26 protein-coding genes are annotated in these 23428 nt (G+C 70.9%); 13 read left to right on the forward strand and 13 right to left on the reverse strand.

The window, feature by feature from the left end; translation table 11 throughout:
• Positions 1 to 30 precede the first annotated feature (30 nt).
• A complete protein-coding gene (locus OAW74_RS06505) occupies positions 31 to 255 on the forward strand; it encodes a DUF3107 domain-containing protein (RefSeq protein ID WP_262873937.1) in 225 nt (74 codons plus the stop codon).
• A 1-nt stretch (position 256) separates the two neighbouring features.
• A complete protein-coding gene (locus OAW74_RS06510) occupies positions 257 to 541 on the forward strand; it encodes a hypothetical protein (protein ID WP_262873494.1) in 285 nt (94 codons plus the stop codon).
• 36 nt (positions 542 to 577) lie between these two features.
• Here the strand turns inward: OAW74_RS06510 and OAW74_RS06515 are convergent, their stop codons facing one another.
• On the reverse strand, positions 578 to 1294 hold the full coding sequence (locus OAW74_RS06515) for a ferritin-like domain-containing protein (RefSeq protein ID WP_262873495.1): 717 nt from the start codon (positions 1292 to 1294) through the stop codon (positions 578 to 580).
• Positions 1295 to 1425: 131 nt separating this feature from the next.
• Between OAW74_RS06515 and OAW74_RS06520 the strand changes: the two genes are divergently transcribed.
• A complete protein-coding gene (locus OAW74_RS06520; RefSeq protein ID WP_262873496.1) occupies positions 1426 to 2952 on the forward strand; it encodes a DEAD/DEAH box helicase in 1527 nt (508 codons plus the stop codon).
• 94 nt (positions 2953 to 3046) lie between these two features.
• Positions 3047 to 3460: an SHOCT domain-containing protein gene (locus tag OAW74_RS06525; protein WP_262873497.1), complete on the forward strand. Its 414-nt coding sequence runs from the start codon at positions 3047 to 3049 to the stop codon at positions 3458 to 3460.
• A 27-nt stretch (positions 3461 to 3487) separates the two neighbouring features.
• Here the strand turns inward: OAW74_RS06525 and OAW74_RS06530 are convergent, their stop codons facing one another.
• The gene (locus tag OAW74_RS06530; RefSeq protein WP_262873498.1) at positions 3488 to 4357 is read right to left on the reverse strand and encodes a PHP domain-containing protein; all 870 of its coding nucleotides are present in this window, start codon (positions 4355 to 4357) and stop codon (positions 3488 to 3490) included.
• 64 nt (positions 4358 to 4421) lie between these two features.
• On the opposite strand from OAW74_RS06530, the gene OAW74_RS06535 reads away from it, so the two are divergent.
• From OAW74_RS06535 to OAW74_RS06545, 3 genes are read left to right on the forward strand one after another with little or no spacing between them, the layout of a single operon-like run.
• Entirely contained in the window at positions 4422 to 5438 is a 1017-nt protein-coding gene (locus OAW74_RS06535; RefSeq protein WP_262873499.1) for an endonuclease/exonuclease/phosphatase family protein, read from the forward strand.
• 31 nt (positions 5439 to 5469) lie between these two features.
• Entirely contained in the window at positions 5470 to 6912 is a 1443-nt protein-coding gene (locus tag OAW74_RS06540) for an aminopeptidase P family protein (RefSeq protein ID WP_262873500.1), read from the forward strand.
• Positions 6909 to 8693, forward strand: coding sequence for a gamma-glutamyltransferase family protein (locus tag OAW74_RS06545; RefSeq protein ID WP_378733502.1), 1785 nt, complete (start codon positions 6909 to 6911; stop codon positions 8691 to 8693). The genes OAW74_RS06540 and OAW74_RS06545 overlap by 4 nt, the downstream gene beginning before the upstream one ends.
• A gap of 12 nt (positions 8694 to 8705) precedes the next feature.
• Here OAW74_RS06545 and OAW74_RS06550 read toward each other — a convergent pair whose 3' ends face one another.
• Together OAW74_RS06550 and OAW74_RS06555 are read right to left on the reverse strand one after the other, a co-directional pair.
• Entirely contained in the window at positions 8706 to 9383 is a 678-nt protein-coding gene (locus OAW74_RS06550; RefSeq protein WP_262873501.1) for an alpha/beta hydrolase family protein, read from the reverse strand.
• Positions 9367 to 10047, reverse strand: a complete 681-nt coding sequence (locus OAW74_RS06555; protein ID WP_262873502.1) for a general stress protein — start codon at positions 10045 to 10047, stop codon at positions 9367 to 9369. Before OAW74_RS06555 ends, OAW74_RS06550 begins: the two co-directional genes overlap by 17 nt.
• A gap of 40 nt (positions 10048 to 10087) precedes the next feature.
• Here OAW74_RS06555 and OAW74_RS06560 point away from each other — a divergent pair, with 40 nt between their 5' ends.
• Genes OAW74_RS06560 through OAW74_RS06570 form a run of 3 tightly spaced genes read left to right on the forward strand, consistent with a single transcriptional unit; the run spans position 10088 to position 13055 of the window.
• The gene (locus OAW74_RS06560; RefSeq protein ID WP_262873503.1) at positions 10088 to 11383 is read left to right on the forward strand and encodes a magnesium transporter; all 1296 of its coding nucleotides are present in this window, start codon (positions 10088 to 10090) and stop codon (positions 11381 to 11383) included.
• Entirely contained in the window at positions 11383 to 11910 is a 528-nt protein-coding gene (locus OAW74_RS06565) for a DUF1003 domain-containing protein (protein ID WP_262873504.1), read from the forward strand. The genes OAW74_RS06560 and OAW74_RS06565 overlap by 1 nt, the downstream gene beginning before the upstream one ends.
• A complete protein-coding gene (locus tag OAW74_RS06570; protein ID WP_262873505.1) occupies positions 11907 to 13055 on the forward strand; it encodes an Mrp/NBP35 family ATP-binding protein in 1149 nt (382 codons plus the stop codon). Before OAW74_RS06565 ends, OAW74_RS06570 begins: the two co-directional genes overlap by 4 nt.
• Here the strand turns inward: OAW74_RS06570 and OAW74_RS06575 are convergent, their stop codons facing one another.
• The gene (locus tag OAW74_RS06575; protein WP_262873506.1) at positions 13056 to 13430 is read right to left on the reverse strand and encodes a Sec-independent protein translocase TatB; all 375 of its coding nucleotides are present in this window, start codon (positions 13428 to 13430) and stop codon (positions 13056 to 13058) included. It abuts the gene before it with no gap.
• Positions 13431 to 13499: 69 nt separating this feature from the next.
• On the opposite strand from OAW74_RS06575, the gene OAW74_RS06580 reads away from it, so the two are divergent.
• Complete coding sequence (locus tag OAW74_RS06580; RefSeq protein ID WP_262873507.1) at positions 13500 to 14135, forward strand: O-methyltransferase; 636 nt, start codon at positions 13500 to 13502, stop codon at positions 14133 to 14135.
• Between the two features lie 61 nt (positions 14136 to 14196).
• Here the strand turns inward: OAW74_RS06580 and OAW74_RS06585 are convergent, their stop codons facing one another.
• From OAW74_RS06585 to dapE, 3 genes are all read right to left on the reverse strand, one after another.
• Positions 14197 to 14370, reverse strand: coding sequence for a DUF3117 domain-containing protein (locus tag OAW74_RS06585; RefSeq protein ID WP_262873508.1), 174 nt, complete (start codon positions 14368 to 14370; stop codon positions 14197 to 14199).
• Positions 14371 to 14453: 83 nt separating this feature from the next.
• On the reverse strand, positions 14454 to 15662 hold the full coding sequence (locus OAW74_RS06590; RefSeq protein ID WP_262873509.1) for a hypothetical protein: 1209 nt from the start codon (positions 15660 to 15662) through the stop codon (positions 14454 to 14456).
• A complete protein-coding gene (gene dapE, locus OAW74_RS06595; protein WP_262873510.1) occupies positions 15650 to 16720 on the reverse strand; it encodes a succinyl-diaminopimelate desuccinylase in 1071 nt (356 codons plus the stop codon). Before dapE ends, OAW74_RS06590 begins: the two co-directional genes overlap by 13 nt.
• Before the next feature lie 43 nt (positions 16721 to 16763).
• On the opposite strand from dapE, the gene dapD reads away from it, so the two are divergent.
• Together dapD and ppk2 are read left to right on the forward strand one after the other, a co-directional pair.
• Complete coding sequence (gene dapD, locus OAW74_RS06600) at positions 16764 to 17714, forward strand: 2,3,4,5-tetrahydropyridine-2,6-dicarboxylate N-succinyltransferase (protein ID WP_262873511.1); 951 nt, start codon at positions 16764 to 16766, stop codon at positions 17712 to 17714.
• A gap of 32 nt (positions 17715 to 17746) precedes the next feature.
• Positions 17747 to 18565 carry a polyphosphate kinase 2 gene (gene ppk2, locus OAW74_RS06605; protein WP_262873512.1) on the forward strand — a complete coding sequence of 273 codons (819 nt, stop codon included), beginning with the start codon at positions 17747 to 17749 and terminating at the stop codon, positions 18563 to 18565.
• Positions 18566 to 18571: 6 nt separating this feature from the next.
• On the opposite strand, the gene OAW74_RS06610 is transcribed toward ppk2, so the two are convergent.
• From OAW74_RS06610 to dapC, 5 genes are all read right to left on the reverse strand, one after another.
• Positions 18572 to 19663 carry a hypothetical protein gene (locus OAW74_RS06610; protein ID WP_262873513.1) on the reverse strand — a complete coding sequence of 364 codons (1092 nt, stop codon included), beginning with the start codon at positions 19661 to 19663 and terminating at the stop codon, positions 18572 to 18574.
• Positions 19656 to 20423, reverse strand: coding sequence for a dimethylargininase (ddaH, locus tag OAW74_RS06615; RefSeq protein ID WP_262873514.1), 768 nt, complete (start codon positions 20421 to 20423; stop codon positions 19656 to 19658). Before ddaH ends, OAW74_RS06610 begins: the two co-directional genes overlap by 8 nt.
• Positions 20420 to 20809 carry an SHOCT domain-containing protein gene (locus tag OAW74_RS06620; RefSeq protein ID WP_262873515.1) on the reverse strand — a complete coding sequence of 130 codons (390 nt, stop codon included), beginning with the start codon at positions 20807 to 20809 and terminating at the stop codon, positions 20420 to 20422. The genes ddaH and OAW74_RS06620 overlap by 4 nt, the downstream gene beginning before the upstream one ends.
• Positions 20810 to 20843: 34 nt before the next feature.
• Positions 20844 to 22145: a citrate synthase gene (locus OAW74_RS06625; protein ID WP_262873516.1), complete on the reverse strand. Its 1302-nt coding sequence runs from the start codon at positions 22143 to 22145 to the stop codon at positions 20844 to 20846.
• Between the two features lie 174 nt (positions 22146 to 22319).
• On the reverse strand, positions 22320 to 23426 hold the full coding sequence (gene dapC, locus OAW74_RS06630; RefSeq protein WP_262873517.1) for a succinyldiaminopimelate transaminase: 1107 nt from the start codon (positions 23424 to 23426) through the stop codon (positions 22320 to 22322).
• Positions 23427 to 23428 lie beyond the last annotated feature (2 nt).

Here is a 23428-nt window from a genome sequence, read left to right on the forward strand (position 1 = left end):
CAGAGCACGGCGGGGCAGAAGGGCACTCACGTGGAGATCCGCATCGGCATCGTCAACACCGGCCGCGAGCTCAACTTCGAGACGAACGACTCGGCCGCAGACGTCAAGAAGTCGGTCGCGAGCGCCCTCGACTCCGGAGCCACCCACGTGTCGTTCACCGACGCCAAGGGCAACAGCTACATCGTGCCGACCGCGGGCATCGCCTTCGTCGAGTTCGGCACCGAAGAATCACGTCGCGTCGGCTTCGTCGCCTGACATGGAGATCGTCTACGCCCTCATGATCGGGGCGGTGTGGGGTCTGGCGGCGCATTTCATCGTCCCCGGGCGCGCGCGGCGCGGCGCCGCGATCGGTCCCTTCGCGGGTGCCGTGATCGGCGGACTCACGTGGCTCGTCATGACATGGGCGGGTGTGGGCACCGACAGCGCCTGGCTGTGGATCGTCGCGTTCTTCACCCCGCTGCTCAGCTTCGTCGTGGTGGGGGCGCTGACGGCGACCCGTCGCAGCCACGACGAGCGGGCCCGCGCCGCGCTGCGCGTCTGAACCGCGGGCGGCGGATGCCGATCGCCTCGGTGTGCGCTACGCCGCGAGTCCCATGTCTTCCATGCGGCGCGCATGCGCTGCCATCAGCGCCGTGAACACGGGCTCCACCTTCTTCTCGCCGGCGGGGTCCAGCGCCGTCTGACGCAGCGCCGCGCGGGCGATCAGCAGGGTGTCGCCCACGAGGCGCCTCCCCCACATGGCCAGCAGCGACTTCCACTCGCCGTCGTCGCTGGCGATGGTCTGCGCGATCATCTCGACGATGGCCTGCCGATCGCTGTCCGCCTCGAGCGTGCGGGCCACCCGCCTGCCGGTCTCGCCGTAGCCCGCCGACAGCGCCTCATAGAAGTCGTCGAGCATCCCGGCCGTGATGTGCACCGACATCATCGTCTCTTCGGGTCGCACCCCGTGGGTCGCGGCGCGGAACGCGTCGAGCGGCTCGCGGAACGGGAGCATGAGGGCCGTCGGGTCGGCGCCACGCTCGCGGATGATCGCGACGAGTCGCTCGTGCTTGGTCAGCGCGGCGCCGGCGGCCTTCGACAGGGCGTCTTTGCGATCCAGCTCCGGTGTGGAGGCGATCAGCTCAGACAGGGTCTCGAAGAACCCCAGCTGCAGGTAGGCGGCCTGGCCGAGGAAGGTGTCGATGTCGGCGGCGAGCTCCTCGAAGTCGACGCGCCGTGCGTCACCGAGGTCTCCACGGGCCCGAAGCTGCAGGTGGCGCCCCTCGGGACGACGCTGCCAGAACCACTTCACCACGGCTACAGCCTAGAGCCGGTAGGCTGGTCTGCGTCCCCGGCTGTGGATCGGGGCCCCGCGCCTGCGGCTGAGTGAAGGGCGTGGATCCGACATTCCCAGGCGCTCATCTCACCGCCGGACAGGTTCATATCGTGACGACCTTCGCCGAACTCGGCGTCGATCAGGACATCGTCGACGCTCTCGCTTCGAAGGGGATCGTGGACGCCTTCCCCATCCAGGAGCAGACGATCCCCCTCGGCCTTCCCGGCCAGGACATCATCGGCCAGGCCAAGACCGGCACCGGCAAGACGTTCGGCTTCGGCATCCCCGTCGTGCAGCGTCTCGGCCTCGACCCTGAGCATGGCGTCAAGGCCCTCATCGTGGTGCCCACTCGTGAGCTCGCTGTGCAGGTCTACGAAGACATGGACATGCTCACGCAGAACCGCTCGACCAGCGTCGTGGCGATCTACGGCGGCAAGGCCTACGAGGGTCAGATCGAGCAGCTCAAGGCCGGCGCGCAGATCGTCGTCGGCACGCCCGGTCGCCTCATCGACCTGGCCGGGCAGCGACTCCTCGACCTCTCGAACGCCACCGAGGTCGTGCTCGACGAGGCGGACAAGATGCTCGACCTCGGCTTCCTCCCCGACATCGAGAAGATCTTCCAGAAGGTGCCGGCGGTGCGCCACACGCAGCTGTTCTCCGCCACGATGCCCGGGCCCATCGTCGCCCTCGCGCGCCGGTTCATGACCAACCCCATCCACATCCGGGCCAACGACCCCGACGAGGGGCTCACGCAGGCCAACATCAAGCACCTCGTCTACCGCGCCCACTCGCTCGACAAGGACGAGGTGATCTCGCGCATCCTGCAGGCGGAGGGACGCGGCAAGACCGTGATCTTCACGCGCACCAAGCGCGCCGCCCAGCGACTGGTCGACGAGCTCAGCGACCGCGGCTTCAACGCGGGCGCCGTGCACGGCGACATGAGCCAGGAGGCCAGGGAGCGCTCGATGGCCGGTTTCAAGGCCGGCAAGAAGGACGTGCTCATCGCCACCGACGTGGCAGCCAGAGGCATCGACGTCGACGATGTCACGCACGTCATCAACCACACGATCCCCGACGACGAGAAGACCTATCTGCACCGCGCAGGTCGCACCGGCCGCGCCGGCAAGACCGGCATCGCGGTGACCTTCGTCGACTGGGAAGACCTGCACAAGTGGGCCCTCATCAATCGTGCGCTCGAGTTCGGCCAGCCCGAGCCCGTCGAGACCTACTCGTCGAGCCCGCACCTGTTTGAAGACCTCGACATCCCCGCCGGCACGAAGGGCCGCATCGCGACGGCCCCGAAGACCCAGACGATCCGCACGCAGCGTGCGCAGCCGGCCAGCGCCTCCGACGCCGCCGCAGAGGGCACCGCCGAGGCGGGTTCGCGCCGTCGCCGGCGTCGCCGCTCGGGCCAGGAGCGCGTCGGGGCGACCTTCGCCGAGGGTGCGGATGCCGCCGGCGCACCGTCGACCGCCGATTCCGGAGCGGCCGCCGAGCGCGGCACCGACGGAGCAGGCACGCACGACGGCGCGGGCAGAGAGCACCACGACGGCAAGCCGGCAGCGGCGCGTCGCCGTCGGCGACGTCGCGGTGGCGGTGGCGGCGGCTCGGCCGCAGGCGCTGCCGCCGGGGTCTGACGACACACTCGCCCGCAGGCGTCCGCGCCCCCTCTCCGGCCCGCTATGTTGAAACCGAGCGGCACCGTGCCGCCGTTTCCGAAAGAGGCAGAGAGTGCGATTCTTCGAGACCGTCGAGTACCAGGGATTCTGGGGCTCGTTCTGGGACCTGATCTGGTGGTTCCTGTGGCTGTTCGTCTTCTTCGCGTACCTGATGGCGCTGTTCGCGATCATCGGCGACCTGTTCCGTGACCGCAAGCTCAGCGGAGGGTGGAAGGCGGTCTGGATCTTCTTCCTGATCTTCTTCCCGATCATCACGGCGCTCGTCTACCTGATCGCCCGCGGCGGCGGCATGGCCGAGCGCGGCGCGGCCCAGGCGCAGCAGTACAAGGCGGCGCAGGACGACTACATCAAGTCGGTCGCAGGCACGAGCCCGACCGACGAGATCGCGAAGGCGAAGTCGCTGCTGGACGCCGGCACGATCACCCAGGCCGAGTACGACCAGCTCAAGGCCAAGGCGCTGGCCTGACCGACGCCGCGAAGCGCCCTCGTCCGCCTACGGGTAGACGGGGGCGCTTCCCGTTGCGGCGTCGATGATGCGCTGCACCATCGCGTCGGCGGTGGTGTTCTCCCCCGGCAGGTTGGGCTTTCCTGCCCCGTGGTAGTCGCTGGACCCGGTCACGATGAGATCGCGCGCGGCCGCGAACCGGCGCAGCACGGTCAGCCCCTCCGCGGTGTTCTCACGGTGATCGAGCTCCAGCCCGGCAAGGCCCAGGTCGACGAGGTCTTCCAGAAGCTCGAGCGGCAGCATCCGCCCGCGGCCCGCCGGAGTCGGATGGGCGATCACCGGCACGCCGCCGGCTGCCACGATGAGGCGCACCGCGGCGCGGGCGTCGGGAGCATAGTGCGGCTCGTAGTAGCCCTCGCGAGGATGCAGGATGCCGTCGAACGCCTCGCCGCGGTCGGCGACGATGCCCCGAGCGATGAGCGCGTCGGCGATGTGCGGACGCCCGACCGTCGCACCATCGGTCGTCTGCGCGGCGACGTCGTCCCAGGTGAGCGGATAGTCACGCCCGATCGCCCGCACGATGCGCTCGGCACGGCCCAAGCGATCGTCGCGCACCCGCTCGGTCTCGGCCCGCAGCGCCGCATCGTCGGGGTCGATGAGGTAGGCGAGCACATGGACGCTGCGCCACTCGTGGCGCGCCGACAGCTCCATGCCGGGGAGCAAGGTCATCCCGAGCGACAGCGTCGCCTCAACGGCCTCCGCCCAGCCGGCGGTCGTGTCGTGATCGGTGAGAGCGACCGTGCGCAGGCCGTGCCGGTGCGCCGCCGAGATGACGCCGGCGGGCGGCTCGGTGCCGTCGGAGTGGATGGAGTGCAGGTGCAGGTCGCTCGGCCCTGCGAAGCGCTGCGATCCACCCACTCTGCGAGCGTAGCGCGCCGCGCCGCTGGCCGATCTCCCAGCCTGCTGACATAGAGTCGCCGTCGTGCTTCGCCTGCTGGGGGTCCTCGTGACCGTGGTCTGCGCGATCGCCGCCGCCGTGCTGACCTGGCCGTCGTTCTTCCGCGTCGATCGTGTGTTCCCGATCGCCCAGATCGTGTCGTTCCGCACCGTGCTGGCCATCGGCTTCGCGCTGCTGGCCGTGCTCGCGCTCCTGTTCGCACTGATCCGGCCGTTGCGCGGCTTCGCCCTCTCGCTGGCGCTCGTCATGGCGGCGGCCGCCGTCGCCGGCGGGACGATCGTCGTCATGCGGGGAACGGGCACCTCGGCGCTGCCGGCCAAGGGCGACGACAGTGTGCGCGTGCTCACCTGGAACACGGCGGGCGCGGACATCGCCGATACGGTCGCGCAGATGGCCGTCGCGATGGAGGCCGACGTCGTGGCGCTGCCCGAGACGACCATCGAGACCGGCGAGGCCGTCGCCCTGGCGATGCGCGATCTCGGTCATCGCATGTGGGCCTATCACGCCGAATACGGCGACGACGGCTGGGGAGCCCTCTCGACGACGCTGCTGATCTCACCCGACCTCGGCGACTACGCGGTGATCGAGTCGTCGATCGACGGATCGTCCAATACGTCGACGGTGCCGAGCGCCGTGGCGATGCCGGTCGACGGCGACGGACCGACCATCGTGGCGGCCCACGCCGTGGCGCCGCGGCAGGACGACATGGGGCACTGGCGCAACGATCTGCAGTGGCTGGCCGATCAGTGCGGTCAGTCGAATGTGATCCTCGCCGGTGACTTCAACGCGACCGTCGACCACTTCGGTCAGCTCGGAGTCGACGGCGGTATGCTGGGACGCTGCACCGACTCCGCCGTGCAATCGGGCAACGGCGCCGTCGGCACCTGGCCCACCGACCTCACCGCCCTTCTGGGCGCTCCCATCGACCACGTCATGACCGGCGACGCGTGGGTGGCCACGGGATCGCTGGTGCTCACGACCCTCGACGATTCGGGAAGCGACCACCGTCCCCTGGTCGTGCAGCTCGAGCCGGCAGGGTGACCGGTCCGGTCGTGCGTGCGAGACTGGGGGCATGAGCACGACCGGCGAAACCTCCCCCACTGCGACCACCGACGCCCCCGCCGTGGAGCCCGCCGCGGAGCCGACCGAGAACTCCACGACGAACAGGCGCCAGCCCTTCCCCCGGGGGTTCCTCGACTCCATATCGACGGGCTGGGCCGACCGTCCCGAGCACACTCCGCCTGCTCGACCGCAGGCATCCTTCGCCGCGGCGCGCCGCGCCGCCGTCTCGGCCGCCTTCCCCGGAAAGCGCGTGGTCGTACCGGCGGGATCGGTGAAGCAGCGCAGCAACGACACCGACTATCCGTTCCGGGCGCATTCGGCGTTCTCCCACCTCACCGGCTGGGCTGCCGACTCGGTGCCCGACTCGGTGCTCGTGCTCGATCCGACCTCCGACGGCCACGACGCCACCCTCTACCTGCGCGAGCGCGCCGACCGCACCACCGCCGAGTTCTACGGCGACGCCTCCATCGGCGAGTTCTGGATCGGCCCGCGGCCCGCCCTCGGCGGGGTGGCCGCAGACCTGGGAGTCGCGACGGCGCACATCGACGAGTTCGCGCCTGCGGACGGCGATCTGACCGTCGACGACGACGACGAGCTCACGCGCTTCGTCTCCGAGCTGCGTCTCGTCAAAGACGAGTACGAACTCGAGCAGATGCGCCTCGCGGTGGAGGTCACCTCACGCGGGTTCGACGACATCATCGCGAACCTCCCCCGCGTCATCGAGCACCCCCGCGGCGAGCGGATCGTCGAGGGCGTCTTCCACCAGCGCGCGCGCAGCGACGGCAACACCGAAGGCTACGACACCATCGCCGCCTCCGGCCCGCACGCCTGCTACCTGCACTGGACCCGCAACGACGGCGCGGTCGTACCGGGAGATCTCATCCTCATCGACGCGGGTGTGGAGGTCGACAGCCTGTACACCGCCGACATCACCCGCACCCTGCCGGTCTCCGGCACCTTCACCGACGTGCAGCGCAAGGTCTACGAGACGGTGCGCGAAGCGGCGGATGCGGCCTTCGCCGCCGCGAAGCCGGGCGTGAGGTTCCGCAGCGTCCACGAGGCCGCCATGAAGGTGATCGCCGCGCGCACCGCCGAGTGGGGTCTGCTTCCGGTCACCGCCGACGAGGCCCTGGACGCCGACGCCGGCGGCCAGCACCGCCGCTACATGGTGCACGGCACGTCGCACCACCTCGGCATCGACGTGCACGACTGCGCGCAGGCGCGTCGCGAGATGTACTACGACGGGCTGCTCGAGCCGGGCATGGTCTTCACGATCGAGCCTGGCCTGTACTTCCAGATCGACGACCTCACGGTGCCCGAGGAGTACCGCGGCATCGGCGTGCGCATCGAAGACGACATCGTCATGACGGCGGAGGGCCCCGTGAACCTGTCGGCCGGCATCCCGCGCACCGCCGACGAGGTCGAGGCCTGGATCGCACGCCTCAACCCGTGACCTTCGCCCCCGCGCCCGCCTTCACGACGCGGCCCCAACTCACCGGCACTTTCGGCATGGCCGCCTCGACGCACTGGCTGGCCACCGCAGCCGCGCAGGCGATGCTCGAGCGGGGCGGCAACGCGTTCGACGCGGTGGTGGCCGGCGGCTTCGTGCTGCACCTGGCAGAGCCGCATCTCAACGGTCCAGGCGGCGACCTCGTCGGCATCTTCACGACCGCCGACGACCCGGCGAGCCCCCTCGTGCTGATGGGACAGGGGCCGGCACCGGCCGCAGCGACCATCGGGCACCTGCGCGGCGAGGGACTCGACCTCGTCCCCGGTGCGGGCGCCCTCGCCGCCGCCGTGCCCGGTGCCGTCGACGCGTGGCTGCTGCTCCTGCGCGATCACGGCACGATGGAACTCGACGAGGTGCTCGAGCCGGCGATCCGGTGCGCCCGCGATGGGACGCCTGTGCTGCCGACCACCGCAGCGACGATCGCCCGCGTCGCCGACCTCTTCCGCGATCACTGGCAGACCTCGGCATCGCTGTGGCTGCCAGAGGGCGGGGTGCCGCAGGCGGGGTCGCTGCACCGCAACCCGGTGTACGCCGAGGTCCTCGAGCGGCTCGTGGCGGCCGGCGCGGATGCGCCAGATCGCGAGACGCGCATCGACGCCGCACGGCACGAGTGGAGCACGGGCTTCGTCGCACACGCGGCGGCCTCCTTCGTCGCCGGTCCGCACCGCCACTCCTCGGGCACCGATCACGCCGGCGTCATCACGGTGGACGACTTCGCCGCCTTCACCGCCGGATACGAGGATGCCGTCAGCATCCGCTTCCGCGGCGTCACGGTCGCCAAGGCCGGCGCGTGGACGCAGGGGCCCGCGCTGCTGGAGGCCCTGCGCATCCTGGAGCCCCTTCCCGACGGCCGGCTCGATGTCGCGAGCGCCGAGGGCGCCCACACCGTGATCGAGACGCTCAAGCTGGTGCTCGCCGACCGCGACGCGTACTTCGGCGACGGAGCGCCGCTCGACGAGCTCCTGTCGGCGGAGTACGCCGCCGCACGGCGTGCGCAGCTCGGAGAGACGGCGTCGCGCGAGTGGCGGCCGGGCGCGCTGAAGGCGCGGGAGCCGTTCCGCCCGCCGCTGCGCCGCGACCGCGACCGGCAGGCCGCCGGCACGGGAGAGCCGACCGTCGACCATCGAGGTGCGACGCGCGGCGACACCTGCCACATCGACGTCGTCGACCGCTGGGGCAACATCGTCTCGGTGACCCCCTCCGGCGGCTGGCTGCAGTCGTCGCCGACGATCCCCGAACTCGGGTTCTGCCTGGGCACGCGGCTGCAGATGACCTGGCTCGACGAGGACTCGCCGTCGGCGCTGCGCCCAGGCGCACGACCGCGGACGACCCTCACCCCGACCCTGCTGCTCGACGATGCCGGCGCGATCGCCGCCCTCGGCACCCCTGGAGGCGACCAGCAGGACCAGTGGCAGCTGCCGATGCTGCTGCGCATGATCGTCGGCGGGTACACGGCGCAGGAGGCCATCGACGCCCCGACGCTGCACACCACGGCCCTCATCGACTCGTTCTGGCCGCGCACGTGGGAGCCGGCGGGCGTCTACGTCGAAGACCGGCTCGGCGAGGAGGTGATCGCCGACCTCGAACGGCGCGGCCACGATGTCGTGCGCGCAGGCGATTGGCGGCTCGGTCGGCTCTCGGCCGTCGGCATCGATCGGGCGCACGGCACGCTGTGGGCCGCGGCGAACCCGAGGGGCATGCAGGGCTACGCCGCGGGGCGGTGACGCGCGGGCCTGTCAGCCGAGGGCGCGCATCCACTCGACCACGGGGGAGGCCAGCTGCTCACCGACCTCGTCGGCGGGGAGCTTGCGACCGGCGACCTCGAACGAGTGGCCACCGCCCTCGACCCAGTGCGCCTGCGCCTCGCGGCATGCGGCGATCGCCTCCCGCAGCTGCGTGAGCGGCTGCACGAAAGGGTCGTTCGTGCCCTCGACGAACAACTGCGGCTGCGCGATCGCCGGCAGGTGGGCGACGCGGGGCTTCTCGGGCTTCCCCGGCGGATGCAGGGGGTAGCCGAGGTAGACGAGCCCTGTCGGCGCGATCGCCCCCTCGGCCGCTGCCATCGAGGCCATCCGCCCGCCGTAGGACTTGCCGGCCGCGAACAGCGGCGCCCTCGAGCGTTCGAGAACGAACCGCTCGACGGCCGACCAGGTCGCGATCGCGTGTGCCGCAGGCCCCGGCATCCGCCTTCCCGCCTCCAGGTAGGGGAACGTGAAGCGCACCGTCGCGACGCCGTGCGCACGCATGCCGCGGGCGAACCCGACGAGGAACGGATGCTGCATCCCGGCGCCCGCGCCGTGCGCGATCGCGACGGTCGCCCACGGCTCCCCCGGCGACTCGGCGATCGCCGAGATCTCGACCGTCCCCGCCGACAGCGCGACGGCGATGCGGTCGGACTCAGCGGGCGTCGTCACCGGAGCGCTCGGGCTCGGCAGTCGAGGGCTCGGACTCGGCGGGTGTCGTCGATGGCGGTGACGGCTGCTCCGCGACAGGTGCGGGCGCGGGGTCGACCCGCTCGCCGTACTGCGGGGGTGCGGTCACCCGCTGGCCGTACTGCGGAGGCTCGCCGCGATCGGGCGTGGGCTGGGTCGCCCTGGTCGCCGAGGGACTCTGCACCCCCAGCACCTGCCGCGCACGCGGTGCGCTGTGCGAGGCGACGGTGACCTCGTAGTGGTCGGCGAGCACCTGCATCACCGACGCGTAGTCGCGACGGCGTCGGATGATCGAGTAGCTCACGATGCTCGTCATCATGCCGATCGCGATGCCGATCAGGAGCACCCCGACGAACACCTGGATCTGCACCGACGGCATGCCCAGCACGAAGATGGCCGCGAACAGGAAGCCCAGGAAGAGTCCGTTGACGGCGCCCGACCTGGCGGCCCTGGCATATCCCAGCCTGCCGGTGATCCGTTCGATCGAGCGGAGCTGGTTGCCGACGATCGCGATCTCTCGGGCGGGGATCTCGGCGGCGATGAGTGCCGAGACGGCCTTCTGCGCCCCCTCGTAGGTGGGAAAGCTCGCGACGGTCGGCCCGACCTCGTCGCCGGCCTGCGGACGCGCTGCCCCGAACATGCTCATCTCCCCATCCTCGCATGCACCCCGCACTACGCTGGTTGGTGTGAGCACGCAGAGGGTATTCGTCGCGCGCCTGGCAGGGTGCACGGTCTTCGACCCCGCGGGCGACCGGCTCGGCAAGGTCCGAGACGTCGTCGTCATCTACCGAAAAGACGATCCGCCCCGGGTGATCGGCCTCATCGTCGAGATCCCCGGGCGCCGCCATGTCTTCCTCTCGATCGGCCGCGTCACCTCCATCGCGACCGGTCAGGTCATCACCACCGGCCTGATCAACGTGCGCCGCTTCCAGCAGCGCGGCGGCGAGGTGCGCGTCATGGCGGAGCTCCTCGGCCGCAAGGTGTACTTCGCCGACGGCTCGGGGCACGCCGTCATCGAAGACGTCGCCATCGAGCGCAATCGCCTCGGCGAGTGGGACATCGGGCAGCTGTTCCTGCGCAAGCCCAAGACCAGCGCATCGCCGTTCGCGAAGGGCCCGACGACGTTCGCCGCGTGGTCCGACGTCGCCGAGCGGCAGAACCCCGGCGAAGCGCAGTCGGCCGAGCAGCTGGTCGCCAGCTACTCCGAGCTCAAGCCGGCAGACCTCGCCAACACGCTGCTCGACCTGCCAGAAGAGCGCCTCATCGAGGTGGCGGAGGAGCTGCCGGACGACCGGCTCGCCGACGCCCTCGAAGAGATGCCTGAGGACGAGCAGGTGCACATCCTCGAGGCGCTCGGCGACGAGCGCGCCGCCGACATCCTCGACCAGATGGAGCCCGACGACGCCGCCGACGTGCTCGCGCAGCTGCCGGAGGATCAGCGCGAGGAGCTGCTCGACCTCATGGAGCCCGAAGAGGCCGACGACGTGCGCGCACTCCTGAAGTACGGGCCCGACACGGCGGGCGGTCTCATGACCAGCGAGCCGATCGTGCTGTCGGCAGACGCCACGGTCGCCGAGGCGCTCGCTCTCATCCGCCGGCACGAGCTGCATCCGGCACTCGCCGCCGCGGTGTTCGTGACGCTCCCTCCCTACGAGACGCCCACGGGCCGGCTCCTCGGCACCGTGCATTTCCAGCGGATGCTGCGCTACCCGCCCCATGAGCGACTCGGCGCGATCATCGACGACACCCTCGACCCGGTGCCCGCGACCGCCTCTGCGGCCGAGGTCGCCCGACTGCTGGCGTCGTACAACCTCGTCTCGCTGCCGGTCGTCGACCCCGCCCACCGGCTCGTCGGCGCGGTGAGCGTCGACGACGTGCTCGACTACCTGCTGCCAGAGGACTGGCGCTCGCACGACCCTGAGCACGAGCAGGCGACCGCGCCGGCGGCCAACGCACCCGCGGTCGGCGGGAGGAGGCGATGATGGCACGCGCGACCCGCCAGGTGGCACTGGATGCCCCCCGCGGGCGATCCGGCATGCTGCAGCGCACCCCGCAGCCTTCGCGCGACCGGTTCGGCCGCTTCACGGAGTGGATCGCCCGCGCCATGGGCACGCCGATGTTCCTGCTGCTGCTGACGCTGTTCTGTCTGCTGTGGATCGCGTGGAACACCCTCATGCCCGAATCGGTGCGCTTCGACTCTGCCGCCAACGGCTTCACGGCGCTGACCCTCATGCTCTCGCTGCAGGCATCGTATGCCGCGCCCCTCATCCTGTTGGCGCAGAACCGTCAGGATGACCGCGACCGCGTGCAGATCGAGCAGGATCGCCAGCGCGCGGAGCGCAATCTCGCCGACACCGAGTACCTCGCCCGAGAGATCGTCGCACTGCGCATGGCGCTCACCGACATCACCGATGCCGCCGTCACCCGCGACGTGCTGCGCTCAGAGCTGCGGGGCCTCGTCGAGCAGCTCGACGAGCGCGCCGCTGCCGACGACGACCGCACGCCGTGACGCTCCTCGACGACGCGGTGCGACGGGCCGTCGGCGCCGTCGTGGACCCAGAGCTGCGTCGCAGCCTCGCCGACCTCGACATGCTGCGCGAGATCACGGTGACCGGCCGGACGGCACAGGTCGGCATCGCCCTGACCATCGTCGGGTGCCCGGCCGCCGACCGCATCTCGGCCGACGTGCGGGCCGCCGCTGCGGCCGTCGACGGGATCTCCGACGTCGACCTCCGCGTCGGGGTCATGACGCCGGACGAGCGGCGCGCTCTCACCGAGAAGCTCCGCGACGGCCGCCCGGCCCGCCAGATGCCCTTCGGCCCCGACTCGCTCACTCGCGTCGTGACCGTGACCAGCGGCAAGGGCGGCGTCGGCAAATCGACGCTCACGGCGAACCTCGCCGTCGCCCTCGCCCGCCGCGGCCTGTCGGTGGGCCTCATCGACGCCGATGTGCACGGCTTCTCGATCCCGGGGCTCATGGGCCTCGTCGACGCGACCGGCGCGGTACCGCAGCCCACCCGCATCGACGACCTCATGATCCCGCCGATCGCCCATGGCGTGAAGGTCATCTCGATCGGCATGTTCCTGCGCCGCGGCGACGCCGCCGGGCCGGTGGGCGCCGTCGCCTGGCGCGGGCCCATGCTCCACCGCACCGTGCAGCAGTTCCTCACCGACGTCTGGTTCGGCGACCTCGACCTGCTGCTGATCGACATGCCGCCGGGCACCGGCGACATCGCGATCACGGTGGGACAGCTTCTGCCGCACTCCGAGGTGCTCGTGGTCACGACGCCCCAGGCCGCCGCATCCGACGTCGCCGTGCGCAGCGGGCTGCTGGCCCACCAGACGGGGCAGCGCGTGATCGGCGTGATCGAGAACATGGCGGCGATGACCCTGCCCGACGGCACGGTCGTCGATGTGTTCGGCAGCGGCGGAGGGGCCGCCGTGGCCGCAGCCCTCGGCGCCGACCGGCCCGTGCCGCTGCTGGCATCCGTGCCGCTGAGCCCCGCGTTGCGGGTCGCCGCCGACGCGGGCGAGCCGATCGTGACGCGTGCGCCGGAGGATGCCGCGGCCCACGCGATCGAGGAGGTGGCGGCCGCACTCGCGCGCGCTCCACGTGGGCTCAGCGGGCGCGCCCTGCCGGTGCGGCCGAGCTGATCAGGTCGCTTCGGAGTCGAACGGCGGCACCTCACCGGGTGCGAGCGCGATCGGCGCCTTCTTCGTCGGCGCGGCGGGCGCGGTCGAGGTCGCCACGGCGGCGCCTGTGGCAATGGGAGCATCGTCCAGGAGCGCCTCGCGGATGATGCGCCGCGGGTCGTACTGACGGGGGTCGAGGCTGCGCCAGTCGACGTCGTCGAAGTCCTCGCCCATCTCGTCTTTGACCCTCGTCTTCGTGGACGAGAGGAAGTCGCGCACCCGGTGGGTCATGCGGGCAAGGCCCTCCGCATACCGCGGCAGGCGCTCTGGGCCGATGATGAGTGCGGCGATCACGCCGAGCAGCAGCAGCTTCTCGATGGTGATGCCGTTGAACATGGTCCCAGGTTACCGTCGCGCCTGCACCGCCCCGCGCCACGGCGCACCTAGGCTGTCAGCGGAGGAATCATGGGCGAGTACGACGCGAACAACCGCTTCGCCGCTGAGGCGACGATCGAGCCGGACCACATCACCCGGGCTCGCGGTTTCGCCCTCGAGTTGGGCGTCGCTCCGGTGAGCGCCGCAGTGGGCGCCCAGTGCGCCGTGATCGCCGCCGCCTCGCAGGCGCTGAACATCGTCGAGATCGGCACCGGTGCCGGGGTGAGCGGCCTCTGGCTGCTGCACGGCTCGCCGCGGGCGACGCTCACGACGATCGACAAGGAGCCCGAGCACCTCGGGGCAGCCCGGCAGGCGTTCGCCGACGCGAAGATCCCGCCGGCACGCGCGCGCTTCATCACGGGGCGGGCCGCAGAGGTGCTCCCCCGCATGAACGAGGCCTCCTACGACATCGTGCTGATCGATGCCGACCCCGACGGCGTCATCGAGTACGTCGAGCACGGACTGCGGCTCGTGCGCGCGGGCGGCACGGTGCTGGTTCCGCGAGTGCTCGCCGGCGGCGCCGTGGCCGACCCGGTGCGACGCGACGCCGTGACCACCGCCTACCGCTCGCTCATCCAAGAGACACAGTCGTCCCCCGCTGTCGTCGGTGCTCTCTCCATCGTCGGCGAGGGACTGCTGCAGCTTGCGACGGTCGCGCGCGATTGACCCCTGATACGACGGAACGGCCGGTCAGACGACCGGCCGTTCCGATACGGATGCTGCAGGATCAGGCTGCGCTGACGACCCCGCCCAGCACCTCGTAGAGTTCCTTCGCCTCGGCGTCGTTCACGGAGACGACCAGGCGCCCACCGCCCTCGAGCGGCACCCGCACGATGATGAGGCGGCCCTCCTTCACGGCCTCCATCGGACCGTCTCCGGTTCTCGGCTTCATGGCTGCCATCGCGGCTCCCTTTCGTCGTGGATGTGATTCACAAGTTTATCGTGAGGTCAGCACAAGAGGTGAATCGTCGGTAACCGAAACGCTCACGGGATCTGCCAATACGTGTTGCCGAGTGCATACATGTTGTAGATCCACCACCATTGACCGACCAGACACGCCGTCAGCACCCCCGCGCGCCACGTCCGCGACCGCGGCAGAGCGACCGCGCCCCACAGGGGCGAGAGCGGCACGAGAAGGCGGAAGATGCTGGACTGCGGGAAGAACACCGCGAGCAGATAGAGCAGATAGCTCGCGGCCCACAGGCGCAGATCGGATCCCAGTCGACGCACGTGCGGTTCGAACAGCAGCAGCGCGGCGATCCCGACCACCCCGACGATCAGCGCGACGTACCCGACCACCGCGGTCATCCCCCACGAGGTGAACCAGAACGCCGCCGCCTGCACGAACCCGTCGAACGGCACGAACGCGGGCTGCGCGTCGGCGATCCAGTTGCGCCGCCAGGCGAGTTCGGTCGCGAGGTACGCGCCGGGGTCACCCGTGGCGATCCCCGCCAGCACCTGCCACGAGAAGCCCACCGCGACGGCGAGCAGCCCCGTCGCCACGATGTGCACGACATCGCGGACGGGCAGCGGATCGGTGCGCCGCTGGAACCACCGCACGATGCCGTGCAGCGCAAGGAGCAGGGCGAAGGCGAGCACCCCCGGCCGCGTGTAGCCCATCAGGGGAATCAGCAGATACAGCCACCCGTAGCGTCGCCGCAGCAGCGCCCACAGCGCCAGGAAGAGCCAGAGCAGGAACAGCGACTCCGCGTAGCCGACGTGGAACAGCGCCGCCAGCGGGCCGCACGCGAAGAAGACGGCGGCCCACGTGGCAGCCACCTCGCCGATGCGCTCGCTCAGCATCCGATACAGCACGTAGGTGGCGCCGAACCCGGCGGCCAGCGATACCACGACCGCGCCGGCCCCCCACGAGCCCATCACCGCACCGACGAGTGCCGAGAGATATGCGTAGACGGGCATGAATGCCCACTGGTTCTCGGCGACGAGCCCCGAATCGGTCAGCGGCAGGTCGGACGGGTACCCGTTGACGGCCACGTACCAGTACCACTGCGCGTCCCATCGCAGCAGCAGCTGCCCGAGATCGGCCGGGTCGCCGCTGTTGTGCGCCGCCACCTGCGCGGCGATCGCGAGCAGCGCGAACGTCACGACACGGGCCGCGACATAGATCAGGGCGATGCGCGCGAGCGGAGCGAGTCGCACCCCCGCCGTCGCGCGGCCGGTCAGCTCAGCCACGCACGCAGGCCGTGCTCGACGGCCTCGATCTGCGCGAGGGGAACTCGCTCTTCGTCGTGGTGGGCGAGGTGCGGATCGCCGGGCCCGTAGTTGACGGCGGGCACGCCCATGGCCGAGAAGCGGGCGACGTCGGTCCAGCCGTACTTCGGCTGCGGCGTCGCGCCGACCGCGGCGACGAACTCCTGCGCGAGCGGCGCGTCGAGCCCGGGGCGCGCGCCTTCGGCCACGTCGACCACCTCGACCTCGAACCCCTCGAACACGTCGCGCACGTGCTGCTCGGCCTCTGCCGCGTCGCGGCTGGGCGCGAAGCGGTAGTTGACCTCGACTTCGCACGCGTCGGGGATGACGTTGCCGGCGATGCCGCCCGAGATCGCGACGGCATTGAGCCCCTCGCGGTAGTCCAGCCCGTCGACCGTCACGGTGCGGGGCCGGTAGTCGGCGAGCCTGCGCAGCACAGGGGCGGCCTTGTGGATGGCGTTCTCGCCGATCCAGGCCCGCGCGCTGTGCGCGCGCACGCCGTGAGTGCGCACGAAGGCGCGGAGGGTGCCGTTGCACCCGCCCTCGACCTCGCCGTTGGACGGCTCCCCGAGGATCGCGAAGTCGGCCGCGAACAGGTCGGGTCGCGTCGCGGCGAGCAGCGTCAGGCCGTTGCGGGCGGAGTCGACCTCTTCGTGGTCGTACCAGAGCCACGTGATGTCGAGCCGGGGGTCGGCGAGCTCGGCGGCGAGCTTGAGCTGCACCGCCACTCCCGCCTTCATGTCGACCGTGCCCCGCCCCCAGAGGTAGGACTCCCCGTCGATCTCGATGTCGCGCGTGGGCACATTGCCGTTGATCGGCACGGTGTCGATGTGGCCGGCGATCGCGACCCGGGCGGGGCGCCCGAGCTGCGTGCGCGCGACGATCGTGTCGCCCTGGCGGAAGACCTCCAGGTGCGCGCACGCTGACACGGCGTCGAAGATCGCGTCGGCGAGCGTGGTCTCGTCGTCCGAGACGCTCGGGATGTCGCAGATCGTACGGGTCAGATCGACAGAGGTCGCGGAGAGATCGAGCACCGGCATCCCCCGATTCTAGCGAGGCGCCCACGGGCGATACCGTGGAGGGATGAGCGAACAGCGATGGATCTGGGGCGCAGGGCTTGCCACGCACGCCGCCGACGGCACGACCCTCGACGCCTGGTACCCCGCGGTGCACACGGGCCGCCTGCCCGACGACCCCGCCGAGCACCTCGGTCCGCTCGCCGGACTCGAGGGTCCCGACCCGCGCCGGGCGGTGACGGTCGAGACGGTCGTCGTCGAGATCGACCTCGACGAGGCCCCCGCTTCCACCCCCGATGCCTATCTGCGCCTGCACGCCCTGTCGCACCTGGTCGTGCGGCCCAACGAGGTGAACCTCGACGGCATCTTCGCGCATCTGCCGAACGTCGCGTGGACCAACGCCGGTCCCGTGCACCCCGCCGACCTCGAGCGCCTTCGGCCCCAGCTGCTGCGCGCCGGCATCCACGTGACCGGCCTCGACAAGTTCCCGCGGCTCCTCGACTATGTGACCCCGGCGGGCGTGCGCATCGCCGACGCCTCGCGCGTGCGCCTGGGCGCTCATCTGGCGCCGGGCACGACCGTGATGCACGAGGGCTTCGTCAACTTCAACGCCGGCACCCTCGGCGCCTCGATGGTCGAGGGCCGCATCTCGCAGGGCGTCGTGGTGGGCGACGGCAGCGATATCGGCGGCGGCGCATCGATCATGGGCACGCTCTCGGGGGGCGGCGCGCACCGGGTGTCGATCGGCGCCAGGACGCTCCTGGGTGCCAATGCGGGCATCGGCATCTCGCTCGGCGACGACTGCGTCGTCGAGGCGGGACTCTACGTCACGGCGGGCACGAAGATCGTGCTCGCCGGCGAGGCGCCGACGGCGGACGGCAGCAGGCCCGTCGTCAAGGGCGCCGCGCTCTCCGGAGCCTCCGGCATCCTCTTCCGCCGCAACTCGCTCACCGGCGCGGTGGAGGCCGTGCAGCGGACGGGCGTGGGCGTCACCCTCAACGCGGCCCTGCACGCCTGACGCGCGACGACGCGAGGCTCTAGAGTCGGGCCATGACCAAGCGTCTGTCGAAGGACATCTACGAGCGGGAGCTCTCCGCCCTGCAGGCGAAGCTCGTCGACATGCAGGCGTGGGTGCAGGCCACCGGCGCCCGCATCGTCATCATCTTCGAGGGCAGAGATGCCGCAGGCAAGGGCTCGACGATCAAGCGCGTGTCGGAGTACCTCAACCCCCGCGTGACGCGGATCGTGGCCCTTCCCACCCCCACCGAGCGCGAGCGGAGCCAGTGGTACTTCCAGCGCTACATCCAGCACCTGCCCGCGGCGGGCGAGATCGTGCTCATGGACCGCTCGTGGTACAACCGCGCGGGGGTCGAACACGTGATGGGCTATTGCACCAACGCGCAGTACCACCGGTTCCTCCACCAGGCGCCCATCTTCGAGCGGATGCTGGTCGAAGACGGCATCCTGCTGCTGAAGTACTGGTTCAGCGTCTCGGACACCGAGCAGGAGCGCCGCTTCCGCTCGCGCGCCGAAGACCCGATGCGCCGGTGGAAGCTGAGCCCCAACGACGTGCTGTCGATCACCAAGTGGGAGGACTACTCCCGCGCGAAGGACGCCATGTTCGTGCACACCGACATCCCGGAGGCGCCGTGGTGGGAGGTGCCCAGCGACGACAAGCGCCGCAGCCGCATCAACATGATCGCGCACCTGCTCTCGCGCGTGCCGTTCCAGATGGTCGAGCGCGAGGAGGTCGTCATTCCGCCGCGCCCCGAATCGGGCGGCTACGAGCGCCCGCCGCGCAACCTCGACGGCTATGTGCCCGACTACGCGGCGACGCTCACCCACCGCACGCCGGCCGCCGACGAGTGAGCCGGCTCACCGCCAGACGATCCGATCCTCGACGTCGTCGGCGCGCAGGTGCACGCGCGGCCCCTCGACCTCGCGCACGCGACCGCCGAGCCAGTACGTCTGATCGGGCCCCCATCCGGCGATGACGCTCGCCCACCCGTCGTCGACCTCGATCGCCCGTCCGGCAGCCGTGAGGTAGGCCCACGCGGTCAGGTGCACGGCGTCCCACTCCTGCGCGACCGCGCCCCAGTCCGGCAGCAGCCAGCCGCCGTCGCGGCCGGTCGCGCGGTACCAGTCGTGGCGCCGGCTCGCGGTGGCCTGCAGCGGATGCCGCCGGCACAGCTCGACCCAGTCGTCGGCGCCGACGATCTCGAACGTGCGTCCGCCGCCGCGCACCGGCACGGCGACCGCCCGTGTCGCCCCGAATCCGTCTTCGAGCATCGGGATGCCCGCTGGCACACCAGAAGGCAGAAGCCCGGTGCTCGCCGGCGCACCCGTCGGAAACGACCACCACGTGCCGCTCCAGTTCGCCGCGGGGTCCACCGGCCGCTCGGCAGCGGCCCTGCGCTCCTCCTCGCGCGTATCGACGCTCCAGGCGGCTGCAGCGCCCGCGGCCGGGTCGAAGGGCGCCCCGTCGTCGATCGGATCGAACTCCACCGCCCACTGCTCCGGGGTGCGTACGCGGCGCCACCATGCCGCCGAGGGGTGGGCGGCGAGACCGTGCCCGATCTCGTCGAGCGCGGCCCGCACGGCGGGTTCCGCCGCGACCAGATCGTCGCCGTCGAGCGGCTGCCAGTAGGCGGCGGCGTCGACACTGCGGCGCAGCGCCTCTTCGAGCGCACCGGCCTCCGGATCCAGCGTCCCGACACCCCGCACGCGGGCGGCGAGGTCGTCGATCGTGTGGTCGACCGGCACCGGCTGTCGTGACGTGTCGGTGAAGGGCGTGCCGTGCTCGTCCCACCCGAACCGTGTGATCGACGCGCCCGACGCGAGTGCCGCGTTGTACGACAGATCCCCCATCAGGCGACCGACCTCGGGGTCGGCCTCACGCGTGAGTTCCAGCAGCAGGCGGCGGCCGCGCGGGCCGGCCGAGAGACCTGCCGAGCGCGCCTCAGTCACGCACACGCACCGATAGGCAGGTGACGCATCCCTCGAGCTTCTCGAACTCCGTCACCTCGGCCGTCACGACCTCGAGTCCGCGCTTCCGGTAGACCTCCGCGGTCTCGGGCGCGTCGGCCGACATCAGCACCGTGCGCTCGTCGAGCACGACCACGGCGGTGCCGTGCTCCTCCGGGATGCCCACGAAGACCGGGAACGACTCCGGCGCGTCGACCAGCGGCGCATAGCCGACGACGGTGCCGTCGGGGAGCGCCGTCACCGCCGACTTCAGGTGCAGCACGCGGTGCACGGGAACCTCGACGATGCTCCAGCCGCGGGGCTCCAGCATCCGTCGCAGCTGCGCGATGCCCTCGGCGTCGGTGCGCGACGACGCGCCGACATAGACGACCCGCCCCACCTTGAGCACGTCTCCCCCGTCGAGCGTGCCGGGGGCTGCGACCTCGGCCATCTCGAGGTCGAGCCGGGCGACGGCCGCGCGGATGCTGGGCGCCTCGCCTCGGCGCGATGCGGCGCCGGCACGGCACAGCACCGCCAGATCGTCGAAGACGATGACGGCGTCTTCGACGAAGACCCCGTCTGGCTGGTCGTCGGCGGGATCGACCTCGACGATCTGCCAGCCTCGGGCGCGGAAGACCTCGACGTAGCCCTCCCACTGCTCGAGTGCGACGACCGGGTCGACGGGAAGACGCTCGAGGTGCGTGAGCTCGCCGTCGGCCAGCCGCGGCGAGGGCCTGCGCACCAGCAGCCGAGGTGCCGTCATGAGCCGAGGATCCGCGCGCGGGCGTCGCGGCGCTCGTCGGCGCTGATGACTCCGCGGGCGACGAGGTCGTCGAGCTCGGCCAGACGCTCTTCGACGGTGCGCTCGGCGGGCGCCGGGGCCTGCGGACGCAGAGCCTCACTGTTCACGAGCTTGGCCGCGATCGCGGCGTCGGCGGCGAGCGGGTCGATTCCGGCGTTCTTCAGCACCGTGTACTTGCGCACCGCCACCACGATGCCGAACACGACCACGCCGATGAAGATCACGATGAAGATCGCCATGAACACGCCCATCCCGGCGAAGATGCCGGTCGGCTCTCCGAAGCCCGGCACCTGCACGACATCGTCGGGAATCGGGAAGTCGTCGAGGAAGCGCACGCCGGAGATCATGCCCCGACCCTAGCGCGGCGCGTGCCCCGCGCGGTCAGACCGCGCCGGGGTAGTCGCGCTTGCCGGCGCCGACGTAGAGCTGCTGCGGGCGCCCGATCTTGGTCTGCGGGTCGCCCTGCATCTCGGTCCAGTGCGCGAGCCACCCAGGCAGTCGCCCGATGGCGAACAGCACCGTGAACATGCGCGTCGGAAAGCCCATCGCCTTGTAGATGACGCCGGTGTAGAAGTCGACGTTCGGGTAGAGGCGGCGCTCCTTGAAGTAGTCGTCTTCGAGGGCGACCTGCTCGAGCTCCTGAGCAAGGTCCAGCAGCGGGTCGTGCACGCCGAGCTCGGAGAGGATCTCGTCGGCCGACTCCTTGACGAGCTTGGCCCGAGGGTCGTAGTTCTTGTAGACGCGGTGGCCGAAGCCCATGAGCTTCACCCCGTCTTCCTTGTTCTTGACCCGCTCGACGAAGCGCTGCACGCTCTCGCCCGACTCCTGGATGCGCGCGAGCATGTCGAGCACCGCCTCGTTCGCACCGCCATGCAGCGGGCCGTACAGGGCGTTGATGCCCGCCGAGATCGACGAGAACTGGTTGGCGCCGGTCGAGCCCACCAGGCGCACCGTCGACGTCGACGCGTTCTGCTCGTGGTCCTCGTGCAGGATCAGCAGCCGCTCGAGCGCCCGCGACATGACCGGGTTGATCTCGTAGGGCTCGGAGAGCACTCCGAAGTTGAGCTTGAGGAAGTTGTCGACGAAGCTCAGCGAGTTATCGGGGTAGAGGAAGGCCTGGCCGATGCTCTTCTTGTGGGCGTAGGCGGCGATCACCGGGAGCTTCGCGAGCAGACGGATCGTGTTCAGCTCGACGTGCTCGGGGTTGGCGGGGTCGGACTGGTGCTCGTAGTAGGTCGACAGCGCCGCGGTGGCCGACGAGAGCACCGACATCGGGTGCGCCGTGTGCGGCAGCGACGAGAAGAAGCGCTTGAGGTCTTCGTGCAGCAGCGTGTGGTGGCGGATCTTGTCGTCGAACTCGGCGAGCTGGTCGGCGGTGGGCAGTTCACCGTAGAGCAGCAGCCAGGCGACCTCGAGATACGTGCTGTTCTTGGCCAGCTGCTCGATCGGGTATCCGCGGTAGCGCAGGATCCCCTGGTCGCCGTCGATGAAGGTGATCGCCGACTTCGTGGCCGAGGTGTTGACGAAGCCGTAGTCGAGCGTCGTGAAACCGGTCTGGCGGGTGAGCGTCGAGATGTCGATGCTGGGAACCGAGCCGTCGGTGCCGGCGAGCAGTGGCAGCTCCGCGGTCGTGTCGCCGATCGAGAGAGTGGCCTTCTGGTTCTCGGTGCCCGCTTCGCTCACGGCGCCTCCTCGCGATTCATGGTCGTGCCGGGGTGTCCGCACAAGGTCGCGGGATGCCGCCGACCGTGCCGCTACAGCCTATCGGGCCTTGCGGCCCACTGCGGACAGGGCCAAACAACGCCGACATCCGATGGAGGTTTCCACCGGATGTTGTCGCCGCCGGCCGCGCGGCGCTCAGCGCGAGGTGAGCCTGGCCGCCGCGGCGGCGATGCGCTCGTCGGTCGCGGTGAGCGAGAGCCGGATGTGCTCGCCGAAGTGCGCACCGTAGAAGTGCCCAGGACCGGCGAGGATGCCGAGGTCGGCGAGCCTGCCGAGGCTCTCCCATGCGTCGCGGCCCTCGGTCGCCCACAGGTAGAGCCCCGCCTCGCTGCCGTCGATGCGGAAGCCTGCGGCTTCCACGGCGGGCTTGAGCACGGCGCGGCGGGTGCGATAGAGCTCCTTCTGCGCGGCGACGTGCGCGTCGTCGCCCAGTGCGACCGTCATCGCCGCCTGCACGGGGAGGGGCAGCATGAGCCCGAGGTGCTTGCGGGAGGTCAGGAGCCTCGACACCAGCTCGCCGTCGCCGGCGAGGAACGCGGCACGATACCCCGCGAGGTTCGACTGCTTGCTCAGCGAATAGATCGCGAGCACGCCCTCGGCGCTGCCGCCGGTGACCAGAGGATCGAGCACCGAGGGGATCGGCTGGCAATCCCACGGGGCGTCCCAGCCGAGCTCCGCATAGCACTCGTCGCCCGCGATCACGGCGCCGAGTTCCCGCGCCCGCGCGACGGCGACCGCGAGGGCGGTGGCATCCCAGACGCGACCGTCGGGGTTGCCGGGCGAATTGATCCAGACGAGCCTCGTGCCCGCCGGCCACGCCGCCGGATCGTCTTCGGCGAGCGGGGTGGCACCCACCAGACGCGCGCCGACCTCGTAGGTCGGGTAGGCGGCGCGCGGATGCACGACGACATCCCCGGGGCCGAGCCCGAGCAGCAGCGGCAGCAGCGCCACGAGCTCTTTCGAGCCGACAGTCGGGAGCACCTGATCGACCGTGAGCGACGAGACGCCGCGGCGGCGCGAGAACCACTCCACGATGGCCTCGCGCAGCGCCGGAGCGCCGACGGTCTGCGGGTAGGCGTGCGCGTCGGTGGCGGACTTCAGCGCGGCGGCGACGACATCCGGCGTCGGGTCGACGGGAGAGCCGATCGACAGATCGACGATGCCGTCGGCGTGCGCGCGCGCTCGGGCGGCGTAGGGTGCGACGGCATCCCAGGGGTAGTCGGCGAGGTCGAAGACGCCCATCG

Source organism: Microbacterium fluvii (assembly GCF_025515205.1).
Classification (GTDB): Bacteria; Actinomycetota; Actinomycetes; order Actinomycetales; family Microbacteriaceae; genus Microbacterium; species Microbacterium fluvii.